This window comes from Pseudomonas sp. D3-10, from assembly GCF_051132175.1.
GTDB lineage: Bacteria > Pseudomonadota > Gammaproteobacteria > Pseudomonadales > Pseudomonadaceae > Aquipseudomonas.
The window spans coordinates 227,964-242,835 of record NZ_CP071668.1 but is presented as its reverse complement, the minus strand read 5'-3'; the positions used below and the strand labels follow the sequence as shown (position 1 = coordinate 242,835).

The 14,872-nt window shown below is 60.4% G+C and carries 2 protein-coding genes; one reads left to right on the top strand and one right to left on the bottom strand.

Annotation, left to right across the window (positions count from 1 at the left end; all coding sequences use genetic code 11):
* Positions 1–23: 23 nt before the first annotated feature.
* Entirely contained in the window at positions 24–1,373 is a 1,350-nt protein-coding gene (locus J3P90_RS01055; RefSeq protein WP_420766500.1) for a TolC family outer membrane protein, read from the bottom strand.
* Positions 1,374–1,735: 362 nt separating this feature from the next.
* Here J3P90_RS01055 and J3P90_RS01050 point away from each other — a divergent pair, with 362 nt between their 5' ends.
* Positions 1,736–14,833, top strand: a complete 13,098-nt coding sequence (locus tag J3P90_RS01050; RefSeq protein WP_434675701.1) for a retention module-containing protein — start codon at positions 1,736–1,738, stop codon at positions 14,831–14,833.
* Positions 14,834–14,872: the final 39 nt, after the last annotated feature.

Here is a 14,872-nt window from a genome sequence, read left to right as displayed (position 1 = left end):
CTGATAAAAACGGGTGGGAGGACTCAATTCATCCCAGGTAACTGGACCTTGGGTTTCACGTCGTTCTGCACAACCGATGCCAACGGCGCGACCACACCCTGGCTTTTCAGCAACTGGCCCATGGTTGCCTTGATCCGGTACTGGGTGAACAGCTGCACGTTCTTGATTTCCGCCAGGCGACGGGAAGCGCTAAACAACTCGTTTTCGCTGTCGAGCAAGTCGAGCAAGGTACGCTCGCCGAGGCTGAACTGCTTCTGATAGGCCGTGCGCACGTTGGCGCTGCGGTCGACGTATTGCTGGGCGATCGGCACTTGGGCGTTGGCGTTGTTCAACGCGTTCCAGGCCAGGCCCAATTCTTCGTTCAACTGGCGCAGCGCGTTGTTGCGGATATCCAGCGCCTGGTTGGACAGGTAGGACTTGGATTCCAGGTCGGCCTTGTTACTGCCACCGGCGTACAGGTTGAAGCGCATGCGCAGCATGGCTTGCCATTCATTGTTGTGGCCGTTCTGGCCGTCCAGGTCATTGTCGGCGGTGCGACCCAGCTCTGCGTCGAAGCGCGGATAGAAGCTCGACTTGGCGGCCGCGTACTGCTGCTCGGCAGCGGCGATATCCGCTTCGGCCGAACGCAGCACCGGGCTGTTGTCTAGCATCTGGGCGCGGGCTTCGGTGAGGTTGGCCGGCAGCAGCGCCATAAAGTCGGCGGGACGCTCCAATTGATCCGGCAGTTGGCCGACGGCGCTGAGGTAATTGGTCTCGGCGTCGGCCAGATTGGTCTGTTCGGTGATGAGGTTATTGCGGGCCTGGGCCATGCGCGCTTCGGCCTGGTCCAGGTCGGCGCCGCTGCCTACGCCACGGGAGGTGCGCAGCTTGATCTGATCGAAGATGCGTTCGTGGCTTTTGAGGTTTTCCTCGGCCAGGCGCACGAATTCGCGACGGGTCAGCACGTCCAGGTACACCTGGGCCACGGTCAAGCCAGTGCGCTCAGAGGCGTCGAGCAAGGAATAGGCACGGGCATTGACGTTGGCTTGTTGACGCCCCACTTCGCTGGACGTCGCAAAACCGTCAAAAACCATTTGCGACAGGCGCAGGCTCGACTCACTGCGGTTCAAGGTTTCCCAATGATTATTGGTGCCCGAACGGGTGGTCACGCTGTCGGTGCCTTCACGGCCGTACCCGGCTGCGAGGTCCACTCTAGGCAGGTAGCCGCCCTTGGCAGCCTTGAGCTGATAATCCGCCGCCAGGCGACTGTTCACGCCCGCCTGGATTTCCGGATGAACATCCAATGCTTGTTGCATGGCCTGCGGCAAGGTTTGTGCTTGTACGAAACTGGCGGCGAGGGCGAAAGGTAAAGCCTTGAGCAGATGCGAACGCATGGTTGGTTAAATCCCGAAAACGCTTGTCTTGAATCACAGCGAAACGTGGCGCTGCATCGGATGATGGCAACCGGAATGACCGTATGTCGGAAAGTTCAAAACAGGGGTTGGAACACGCACTGAAAGAACAGGTCGCCGCTTAAATATCAATGTGACATTACAGAAGCGATTGTTTAGGATGGCCGGCAGAAGGTCAATAGTTTGGCAGCAACAAAAACCTTCCGCAGTTGCCGCCAATAAATCGTCAAATTTAAAGCGTCAAAACATTTTCCCTTAGTGAGCATGTACGTCCAGACCGCTACGGCCAACGAGGCTGTCGGGTCCATGGAAGTCTACTGAACGTGGTACCCGGAGAGTCTTCAATGAGCAGTGTTATTGCCGTCGTCAAAAGCATTGTTGGTCAGGTTTTCGCCGTATCCCCCGAGGGTATTCGGCGCGTACTCATTGAAGGCGACCGCCTTAACGTGGGCGACCAGTTGGACACCGGCCCTGCCGGTGCCGTCACATTGGAGCTGGCCGATGGCCGCTCGCTGGACCTGGGCCGGGACACCCAATGGAGCGCCAATGCTGCGGACTCCTCCACTGATCTGGAACAGGCCGCCGCCCAAGCCGCGCCCTCGGTAGACGAACTGCAACAAGCCATCGCCGCGGGCGTCGACCCGACGACCGCCCTGGAAGCCACCGCTGCCGGCCCAACCGCTGCTGGCACGGGCGGTGCGGCCGGTGGTGGCCACAGCTTCGTCGTACTGGATGCCACGGCTGGCAGCGTCGATCCGACAATCGGTTTTCCCACGGAAGGACTCGCCGCGGCTGCCGCCACCGATGACAACATCCTGGGTGGCGACACCTCCGCCGATACGACCGCCAACGCCGTGCTCAATGCGACCATGACGCTGAGCGCCACGCCGACCCTGACCGAGGCCGGCGGCGTGCTGGTCTACACCGCGACCGTCACCCAGGCGCCGCTGACCAACCTGACCGTGACCTTGTCCAACGGTGCAGTCATCGTCATTCCAGCCGGACAACTGACCGGCAGCGTCAATGTGCCGCTCGCGCCGAACGACACGGTCTATAACGACCCAAGCCAGATCAGCGTGACTGTCACCGGCACCACCGGCGGCAGCGGCATCGCCGTGACCGTACCCACCACGCCCGCCGTTACCCAGATCACCGACACCGTCGACACCACCACCGTCACCCTGAGCGCAGGCGACACCGTTACCGAAGGCGGTCAGATCACTTACACCGCCACGCTGACCAATCCGGCCCAGACGCCAGTGACCGTGACCTTGAGCAACGGCTCGGTCATTACCATTGCCGCCGGCCAGACCACCGGCACCGTCGCTGTCGATACCCCGCCGAACGATGTCTACAACAATGGCAGTACTGTCAGCACCACCATTACTGGCGCAACTGGGGGTAACTTCGAGAACCTGGTTCCGAATACGGCGCCTGCGGTCACGACGATCACTGATTCGCTTGACACCACGACCGTGACGTTGACCGCCAACCCGACCGTGAATGAAAACGGCACGATCACTTATACCGCCACGCTGACCGGTGCCGATGGCAAGCCGGTCACTGCGCAAAATGGTCCGGTTACCGTGACCTTGGACAGTGGTAAAACCATCACCATCGCAGCCGGTGCAAGCTCGGGTGTGTTGGATGTGGCGGTAGGCAACGACGTCTACCAAGGCCCTACGACGGTTACTGAATCGATTGCCTCGGCATCCGGCGGCAACCTCGAAGCCATCGCACCGAACACCACGCCAGTCAGCACTGTGGTCAGCGACGTCAACGACACGACCACCGTGACGCTGACCGCGAATCCGACCGTGAACGAAAACGGCACGATCACTTACACCGCCACGCTGACGGGTGCCGATGGCAAACCCGTCACTGCTCAGAACGGTCCGGTTACCGTGACGCTGGAAAGCGGTAAAACCATCACCATCGCAGCCGGTGCAAGCTCGGGTGTGTTGGATGTAGCGGTTGGCAACGATGTCTACCAAGGTCCAACCACTGTCACCGAGTCGATCAAAGACGCATCCGGCGGCAACCTCGAAGCTATCGCACCTAACACCACGCCAGTCAGTACTGTGGTCAGCGACGTTAATGACACCACCACTGTGACGCTGACCGCCAACCCAACCGTGAACGAAAACGGCACGATCACTTATACCGCCACGCTGACGGGTGCCGATGGCAAACCCGTCACTGCCCAGAACGGTCCGGTTACCGTGACCTTGGACAGTGGTAAAACCATCACCATCGCAGCCGGTGCAAGCTCGGGTGTGTTGGATGTAGCGGTTGGCAACGACGTCTACCAAGGTCCAACGACGGTTACCGAATCGATTGCCTCGGCATCCGGTGGCAACCTCGAAGCCATCGCACCGAACACCGCTCCGGTCAGCACTATCGTCAGCGACGTTAACGACACGACCACCGTGACGCTGACCGCGAATCCGACCGTGAACGAAAACGGCACGATCACTTATACCGCGACCTTGACGGGTGCCGATGGAAAGCCGGTCACTGCCCAGAACGGTCCGGTTACCGTGACCTTGGACAGCGGCAAGACCATCACCATCGCAGCCGGCGCAAGCTCGGGCGTGTTGGATGTGGCAGTGGGCAACGACGTCTACCAGGGTCCAACGACGGTTACCGAATCGATTGCCTCGGCATCCGGCGGCAACCTCGAAGCCATCGCGCCGAACACCGCTCCGGTCAGCACTATCGTCAGCGACGTTAACGACACGACCACCGTGACGCTGACCGCCAACCCAACCGTGAATGAAAACGGCACGATCACCTACACCGCCACGCTGACGGGTGCCGATGGCAAGCCGGTCACCGCGCAAAATGGTCCTGTAACGGTCACGCTCGAAAGCGGTAAGACAATCACCATCGCAGCCGGCGCAAGCTCGGGCGTATTGGATGTGGCAGTGGGCAACGACGTCTACCAAGGCCCAACGACGGTTACTGAATCGATTGCCTCGGCATCCGGTGGCAACCTCGAAGCCATCGCACCGAACACCGCTCCGGTCAGCACTATCGTCAGCGACGTCAACGACACGACCACCGTGACGCTGACGGCTAACCCGACCGTGAATGAAAACGGCACGATCACTTACACTGCGACCTTGACGGGTGCCGATGGCAAGCCGGTCACTGCGCAAAATGGTCCGGTTACCGTGACCCTGGACAGCGGCAAGACGATCACCATCGCAGCCGGTGCAAGCTCGGGTGTATTGGATGTAGCGGTCGGCAACGACGTCTACCAAGGTCCAACGACGGTTACCGAATCAATTGCCTCGGCATCCGGCGGCAACCTGGAAGTCATCGCGCCGAACACCGCTCCGGTCAGCACTATCGTCAGCGATGTCAACGACACCACTACCGTGACGTTGGCTGCTAACCCGACTGTGAATGAAAACGGCACGATCACTTATACCGCGACCCTAACCGGCGCCGATGGCAAGCCCGTCACTGCCCAGAATGGTCCTGTAACGGTCACGCTCGAAAGCGGTAAGACGATTACCATCGCAGCCGGTGCAAGCTCGGGCGTGTTGGATGTGGTAGTGGGCAACGACGTCTACCAAGGCCCAACGACGGTTACTGAATCGATTGCCTCGGCATCCGGTGGCAACCTCGAAGCCATTGCGCCGAACACGACGCCAGTCAGTACTGTGGTCAGCGATGTCAACGACACCACTACCGTGACGTTGACCGCTAACCCGACCGTGAACGAAAACGGCACGATCACTTATACCGCGACCCTGACCGGCGCCGATGGCAAGCCCGTTACCGCGCAAAATGGTCCTGTAACGGTCACGCTCGAAAGCGGTAAGACGATTACCATCGCAGCCGGTGCAAGCTCGGGTGTGTTGGATGTAGCGGTTGGCAACGACGTCTACCAAGGCCCTACGACGGTTACTGAATCGATTGCCTCGGCATCCGGCGGCAACCTCGAAGCCATCGCACCGAACACCGCTCCGGTCAGCACTATCGTCAGCGACGTCAACGACACGACCGCTGTGACGCTGACCGCCAACCCAACCGTGAATGAAAACGGCACGATCACCTACACCGCCACGCTGACGGGTGCCGATGGCAAACCCGTCACTGCCCAGAACGGTCCGGTCACCGTGACGCTCGAAAGCGGCAAGACAATCACCATCGCAGTCGGTGCAAGCTCGGGCGTGTTGGATGTGGCGGTAGGCAACGACGTCTACCAAGGCCCAACCACCGTCACCGAGTCGATCAAAGATGCAACCGGTGGCAACCTCGAAGCTATCGCACCTAACACCACGCCAGTCAGCACTGTGGTCAGCGACGTCAACGACACCACTACCGTGACCTTGACCGCCAACCCGACCGTGAATGAAAACGGCACGATCACTTATACCGCGACCCTGACCGGCGCCGATGGCAAGCCAGTCACTGCGCAAAATGGTCCGGTTACCGTGACCCTGGACAGCGGTAAGACCATCACCATCGCAGCGGGCACAAGCTCGGGTGTGTTGGATGTAGCGGTCGGCAACGACGTGTACCAAGGCCCTACGACGGTTACTGAATCGATTGCCTCGGCATCCGGTGGCAACCTCGAAGCCATCGCGCCGAACACCGCTCCGGTCAGCACTATCGTCAGCGACGTTAACGACACGACCACCGTGACGCTGACCGCGAATCCGACCGTGAACGAAAACGGCACGATCACTTATACCGCGACCTTGACGGGCGCCGATGGCAAGCCCGTCACTGCGCAGAACGGTCCGGTCACCGTGACCTTGGACAGCGGTAAGACCATCACCATCGCAGCGGGCGCAAGCTCGGGTGTGTTGGATGTAGCGGTCGGCAACGACGTGTACCAAGGTCCAACCACCGTCACCGAGTCGATCAAAGACGCATCCGGTGGCAACCTCGAAGCTATCGCACCGAACACCACGCCAGTCAGCACTGTGGTCAGCGATGTCAACGACACCACCACCGTGACGCTGACCGCTAACCCGACCGTGAACGAAAACGGCACGATCACCTACACCGCCACGCTGACGGGTGCCGATGGCAAGCCGGTCACTGCGCAAAATGGTCCGGTTACCGTGACCTTGGACAGTGGTAAAACCATCACTATCGCAGCCGGAGCGAGCTCTGGTGTCTTGGATGTAGCGGTCGGCAACGACGTCTACCAAGGCCCTACGACGGTTACTGAATCGATTGCCTCGGCATCCGGCGGCAACCTCGAAGCCATCGCGCCTAACACCGCTCCGGTCAGCACTATCGTCAGCGATGTCAACGACACGACCACTGTGACGCTGACCGCTAACCCAACCGTGAACGAAAACGGCACGATCACTTATACCGCCACGCTGACGGGTGCCGATGGCAAGCCTGTTACCGCGCAAAATGGTCCGGTTACCGTGACCTTGGACAGTGGTAAAACCATCACCATCGCAGCCGGTGCAAGCTCGGGTGTGTTGGATGTGGCGGTAGGCAACGACGTCTACCAAGGCCCAACTACCGTCACCGAGTCGATCAAAGATGCAACCGGTGGCAACCTCGAAGCTATCGCACCTAACACCACGCCAGTTAGCACTGTGGTCAGCGACGTCAACGACACCACCACCGTGACGCTGACGGCTAACCCGACCGTGAACGAAAACGGCACGATCACTTACACCGCCACCCTGACCGGTGCCGATGGAAAGCCGGTCACTGCGCAAAATGGTCCGGTTACCGTGACCTTGGACAGTGGTAAAACCATCACCATCGCAGCCGGTGCAAGCTCGGGTGTGTTGGATGTAGCGGTTGGCAACGACGTCTACCAAGGTCCAACGACGGTTACCGAATCGATTGCCTCGGCATCCGGTGGCAACCTCGAAGCCATCGCACCGAACACCACGCCAGTCAGCACTGTGGTCAGCGACGTCAATGACACGACCACTGTGACGCTGACCGCTAACCCAACCGTGAACGAAAACGGCACGATCACTTACACCGCCACGCTGACGGGTGCCGATGGCAAACCCGTCACCGCGCAAAATGGTCCCGTAACGGTCACGCTCGAAAGCGGCAAGACGATTACCATCGCAGCCGGTGCAAGCTCGGGTGTGTTGGATGTGGCAGTGGGCAACGACGTCTACCAAGGCCCAACCACCGTCACCGAGTCGATCAAAGACGCATCCGGCGGCAACCTGGAAGCCATCGCGCCGAACACCACGCCAGTCAGTACTGTGGTCAGTGATGTCAACGACACGACCACCGTGACGCTGACCGCCAACCCAACCGTGAATGAAAACGGCACGATCACCTACACCGCCACGCTGACGGGTGCCGATGGCAAGCCGGTCACTGCGCAAAATGGTCCGGTTACCGTGACCTTGGACAGTGGTAAAACCATCACTATCGCAGCCGGAGCAAGCTCGGGTGTGTTGGATGTAGCGGTTGGCAACGACGTCTACCAAGGCCCTACGACGGTTACTGAATCGATTGCCTCGGCATCCGGCGGCAACCTCGAAGCCATCGCACCGAACACCACGCCAGTCAGCACTGTGGTCAGCGATGTTAACGACACGACCACCGTGACCTTGACCGCCAACCCGACCGTGAATGAAAACGGCACGATCACTTATACCGCGACCTTGACGGGCGCCGATGGCAAGCCAGTCACTGCGCAGAACGGTCCTGTAACGGTCACGCTCGAAAGCGGTAAGACGATCACCATCGCAGCGGGCGCAAGCTCGGGTGTGTTGGATGTAGCGGTTGGCAACGACGTCTACCAAGGTCCAACCACGGTCACCGAGTCGATAAAAGATGCAACCGGTGGCAACTTCGAAGCCATCGCACCGAACACCGCTCCGGTCAGCACTATCGTCAGCGACGTCAACGACACGACCGCTGTGACGCTGACCGCCAACCCAACCGTGAATGAAAACGGCACGATCACCTACACCGCCACGCTGACGGGTGCCGATGGCAAACCCGTCACTGCCCAGAACGGTCCGGTCACCGTGACGCTCGAAAGCGGCAAGACAATCACCATCGCAGTCGGTGCAAGCTCGGGCGTGTTGGATGTGGCGGTAGGCAACGACGTCTACCAAGGCCCAACCACCGTCACCGAGTCGATCAAAGACGCATCCGGCGGCAACCTGGAAGCCATCGCGCCGAACAACACGCCAGTCAGCACCGTGGTCAGCGACGTCAACGACACCACTACCGTGACCTTGACCGCCAACCCGACCGTGAATGAAAACGGCACGATCACCTACACCGCCACCCTGACCGGCGCCGATGGCAAGCCGGTCACTGCGCAAAATGGTCCTGTAACGGTCACGCTCGAAAGCGGTAAGACGATCACCATCGCAGCCGGTGCAAGCTCGGGTGTGTTGGATGTGGCGGTCGGCAACGACGTCTACCAAGGTCCAACGACGGTTACTGAATCGATTGCCTCGGCATCCGGCGGCAACCTCGAAGCCATCGCGCCGAACACCGCTCCGGTCAGCACTATCGTCAGCGACGTTAACGACACGACCACCGTGACGCTGACCGCCAACCCAACCGTGAATGAAAACGGCACGATCACCTACACCGCCACGCTGACGGGTGCCGATGGCAAGCCGGTCACTGCGCAAAATGGTCCGGTTACCGTGACCTTGGACAGTGGTAAAACCATCACTATCGCAGCCGGAGCGAGCTCTGGTGTCTTGGATGTAGCGGTCGGCAACGACGTCTACCAAGGCCCTACGACGGTTACTGAATCGATTGCCTCGGCATCCGGCGGCAATCTCGAAGCCATCGCGCCTAACACGACGCCAGTCAGCACAGTGGTCAGCGACGTCAACGACACGACCACCGTGACGCTGACCGCTAACCCAACCGTGAACGAAAACGGCACGATCACTTACACCGCTACCCTGACCGGTGCCGATGGCAAGCCCGTTACCGCGCAAAATGGTCCTGTAACGGTCACGCTCGAAAGCGGTAAGACAATCACCATCGCAGCCGGCGCAAGCTCGGGCGTATTGGATGTGGCAGTGGGCAACGACGTCTACCAAGGCCCAACGACGGTTACTGAATCGATTGCCTCGGCATCCGGCGGCAACCTCGAAGCCATCGCGCCGAACACCGCTCCGGTCAGCACTATCGTCAGCGACGTTAACGACACGACCACCGTGACGCTGACCGCCAACCCAACCGTGAATGAAAACGGCACGATCACCTACACCGCCACGCTGACGGGTGCCGATGGCAAGCCGGTCACTGCGCAAAATGGTCCGGTTACCGTGACCTTGGACAGTGGTAAAACCATCACTATCGCAGCCGGAGCGAGCTCTGGTGTCTTGGATGTAGCGGTCGGCAACGACGTCTACCAAGGCCCTACGACGGTTACTGAATCGATTGCCTCGGCATCCGGCGGCAACCTCGAAGCCATCGCGCCTAACACCGCTCCGGTCAGCACTATCGTCAGCGATGTCAACGACACGACCACTGTGACGCTGACCGCTAACCCAACCGTGAACGAAAACGGCACGATCACTTATACCGCCACGCTGACGGGTGCCGATGGCAAGCCTGTTACCGCGCAAAATGGTCCGGTTACCGTGACCTTGGACAGTGGTAAAACCATCACCATCGCAGCCGGTGCAAGCTCGGGTGTGTTGGATGTGGCGGTAGGCAACGACGTCTACCAAGGCCCGACTACCGTCACCGAATCGATTGCCTCGGCATCCGGCGGCAACCTGGAAGCCATCGCACCTAACACCGCTCCGGTCAGCACTATCGTCAGCGACGTCAACGACACGACCGCTGTGACGCTGACCGCGAATCCGACCGTGAACGAAAACGGCACGATCACTTATACCGCCACGCTGACGGGTGCCGATGGCAAGCCGGTCACTGCGCAAAATGGTCCGGTTACCGTGACCTTGGACAGTGGTAAAACCATCACTATCGCAGCCGGAGCAAGCTCGGGTGTGTTGGATGTAGCGGTTGGCAACGACGTCTACCAAGGCCCTACGACGGTTACTGAATCGATTGCCTCGGCATCCGGCGGCAACCTCGAAGCCATCGCACCGAACACCACGCCAGTCAGCACTGTGGTCAGCGATGTTAACGACACGACCACCGTGACCTTGACCGCCAACCCGACCGTGAATGAAAACGGCACGATCACTTATACCGCGACCTTGACGGGCGCCGATGGCAAGCCAGTCACTGCGCAGAACGGTCCTGTAACGGTCACGCTCGAAAGCGGTAAGACGATCACCATCGCAGCGGGCGCAAGCTCGGGTGTGTTGGATGTAGCGGTTGGCAACGACGTCTACCAAGGTCCAACGACGGTTACTGAATCGATTGCCTCGGCATCCGGCGGCAACCTCGAAGCCATCGCACCTAACACCGCTCCGGTCAGCACTATCGTCAGCGACGTCAACGACACGACCACCGTGACGCTGACGGCTAACCCGACCGTGAACGAAAACGGCACGATCACTTATACCGCCACGCTGACGGGCGCCGATGGCAAGCCAGTCACTGCGCAGAACGGTCCGGTCACCGTGACCTTGGACAGCGGTAAGACCATCACCATCGCAGCCGGTGCAAGCTCGGGTGTGTTGGATGTGGCGGTCGGCAACGACGTCTACCAAGGCCCGACTACTGTTACCGAGTCGATCAAATCTGCATCCGGTGGCAATCTGGAAGCCATCGTCGTTGATAAGACTGGCGCATCGACTGCTGTAGGCGACACCGTCGACAACACCACTGTCAGCATCACCGGCAGCTCATCGGTCACCGAAGGCCAGGCGGCTACCTATACCGTCAGCCTGACGAACCCGGCGCAAACCGAGGTGACGGTGAAGATCGTCTACAGCGGCACTGCCGCCGACGGCTCGGACTTCACGGGCGTTTACACCGTGAAGATCCCGGCCAATGCCACCAGCGCCAACTTCAACGTGGCAACCCTGGACGACAAGATCACCGAAGGCACGGAAAACTTCGTGGTCAAGATCGACTCCGCCACCGGCGGTAACTTCGAGCATCTGGCGGTCAGCGGGACCAACGGCAGTGTCAGCACCTCGATCATCGACAACGATGCGGCGCCGGTGCTCGACCTGGATGCCAACAACTCCAGTGGCAAGACCGGTGCCGATTACCAGGTGACCTTCACCGAAGGCACCACCGGCCCAGGCGTGTCGATTGGCGATACCGACCTGAAGATCACCGACCCGGACAGCACCATGCTGAGCGGCGCCACCATTGTGCTGACCAACCGTCAGCCTGGCGATCATCTGAACCTGGGCAATAGCGTCAACGGCATCAGCATCAACGCCAACAGCACCGACGGCAAGGTCGTCCTGACGCTGACGGGCAATGCGACGCTGGCCGATTATATGCAGCAGATCAAGAACATCAGCTTCATCAACAACAGCGAAGACCCGAGCAGCGTACCGCGCGTCATCACCGTGACGGTGACCGACGGCGCAAGCTACTCCAACACCGCCACTACCACGGTAAACGTGGTCGGCGTCAACGATGCACCGGTGGCCGCCGGTGGCTCCGTGACCGGTACCGAGGACACTTCGCTGGTCCTCGGCTGGTCGACCTTCGGCGTCAGCGACGTGGACAGCTCCGCCGCCAGCCAGGGCGTGAAAATCACCGGGTTGCCAGGCGATGGCAAGTTGCAGTACCTGGATGGCGCGACCTGGAAGAACGTTGCCAACAACCAGACCTTCACCAAGGCCGACATCGACGCCGGCAAGTTGCGCTTCACCCCGGATGCCAACGAATCCGGTGCCAATGGTTATGGCGGCAGCGGCGTGGGCAACAAGCAGGCTGACTACGCGCAGATCAAATTCCAGCCAACCGACGGCCAGGCCCTGGGCAACACCGGCACCGTGAAGATCGACATCACGCCAACCGCCGACGCGCCGACCCTCAACGTAGCCGGCAACAACGTGACCTCCACCGGCCTGATCAAGGAAGTCTGGACCGGGCTGTCGGGCCTGGGCACCGATGGCAACGGCGCGCCGTCGGGCACGCTCAAGTCAGTGATCGATGCAGCCGGCACGCCGAACAGCAGCACCAACGTGAGCAACGTGCAGAACGACGGCAACGTCAATCCGGGCACCGCGTCGAAGACCTCGGGGCTGATTTTCCTGGAAGCCGGCAAGATCTATACCTTCAGCGGCACCGGCGATGACAGCCTGCTGGTGACCATTGGTGGCAAGGACGTGGCGGGCATTACCTGGGGCGCCGGTGGCAAGCTCAATGGTTCGTTCACCCCGACCACCAGCGGCTACTACACCCTGGACATCTACCACCACAACCAGACCGGCCCGGGCAGCTATGACGTGAACCTGTCGGTCAACGGCAGCACGCCCGTGGACCTGAGCAGCGCCGGCATACCGCTCTATACCGGCGTCGCCGACCTGACGAACGCTGGCGTGTCCGTTTCCGACCTGCACGGCAACAATGGCGAAGGCTACTACGACGGCTTCAAGCTCAACGAAGGCGCCGAAGGCGGCAGCGTCAACCTGTCGAAGATCACCACCGCCCTGACCGACACCGACGGTTCCGAAAGCTTGAGCGTGAAGATCGGCGGCATGCCTGAAGGCAGCGTCCTGAGTGACGGCGCGGGTCACACCGCAACCGTGGGAGCCAACGGCGAAGCCTCGGTTACCGGCTGGAACCTGGGCAGCCTCAACCTGACGCCGCCGACCTATTTCAACGGCCAGATCAACCTGACAGTGACGTCGACCTCCACCGAAACCCTCGGCGGGTCGGCGACGACCACGGCACAGATCCCGGTAACGGTGCATCCGGCGGTCTACAACGCTGCGACAGCCACTTCCGGCAGTGACAACGTCACCGGCACCGACGGCAACGACATCGTGGTCGCCGACATCGGCGGCCTGACCGTGGTGCCGGGCGTCAACTACAACATCGCGTTCATGGTCGACAGCTCCGGCAGCATGAGCTCGTCTTCCGTTACCGCCGCGAAGAACTCGCTGACCCAGGTGTTCAACACGCTCAAGCAGAGCATGGGCAGCAACTCCGGGACGGTGAATATTTTCCTGGCGGACTTCGATAATCAGGTCAACAAAAACGTTGCGGTCAACCTCAACGACCCGAACGCGCTGACACTGCTCAAGAGCGTACTCGACTCGATGGTGTCCGGCGGCAATACCAACTATGAAGATGTGTTCAAGACCACCGCAAACTTCTTCAACAGCACCCAAGCCCTGAGTAATACCGGTGCGAAGAACCTGACGTACTTCATCACCGACGGTGAGCCAACGCGCTACCAGTCCGGCGAAGAGACGAACCCAGTGTTGTACGGCACCGTCAAGCTCGACGACGTCCTGAGCGCGGCCAACTACACCGTTGGCAAGTACTACACCCAGACGATCGACAGCACACACAAATTCATCATCGAAGAAAATGGTGACATGTACCTGTCGATCAAGAACGGCAAGAATTGGAATGAAAACTACGTCGGCACGGTGCATGCCGAGGGCAACGGCACGTTCGAGTTCTCCAAACTGGACGGCGGCTGGTGGGGCGACGCCTCGGCAGCAGTCAGCTCAACGGCCAGCTTCACCCTGCTCAAAGGCTTGAGCAACGTTGAAGCCATCGGCCTGAACAACAGCGTGACGCTGAACGACCTCAAGCCCTACGACTCGGACGGCAAGCCGCAAACCAACATCGACCCCAAGGACCTGGCCAACTCAATCATCGGCCACACCGAAGCGACGATGCCGGGAGCCGATACGGTCAACGGCGCGGACGGCAACGACATCCTGTTCGGCGACCTGGTGAGTTTCAACGGCATCGCCGGCGAGGGTTACCAGGCCATCCAGTCGTTTGTCGCCCAACAAAGCGGCGCGGACGTCAGCAAGGTCACCACCAGCAACGTGCACCAGTACATCACCGAACACTACACCGCGTTCGATGTGTCCGGCGCACATGACGGCAACGACACCCTGCTGGGCGGTGCCGGCAACGACATCATCTTCGGTCAGGGCGGCAAGGACTTGCTGGACGGTGGTAAGGGCAATGACATCCTGCTCGGCGGCAGCGGTGCCGATACCCTGATTGGCGGCACGGGCAACGACACCCTGATCGGTGGTCTGGGCGGCGACACGTTTGTCTGGAAAGCCGGCGACACCGGCAATGACGTGATCAAGGACTTCAAGGCCGGCGACGGTGACCGGATCGACCTGCGGGACCTGTTGCAGGGCGAAACCGGCAGCACCATCGACCACTTCCTGAAAATCAGCACGGTCGATGGCGTGTCCTCCTTGCAAGTCAGCACCACCGGCCAGTTCAACGCGGCCAACGGTGCGGCGGCGACGCCAGACGTGACGATCAAGCTGGAAGGCAACAACTGGTCGAACATCAACCTGAACTCGCTGATCGCCGGTAGTGATCCGACCATCAAGATCGATCACAACAACAGCTGAGGCTGACACACATCCTGTGGAGAGGGAGCTGGCTCCCTC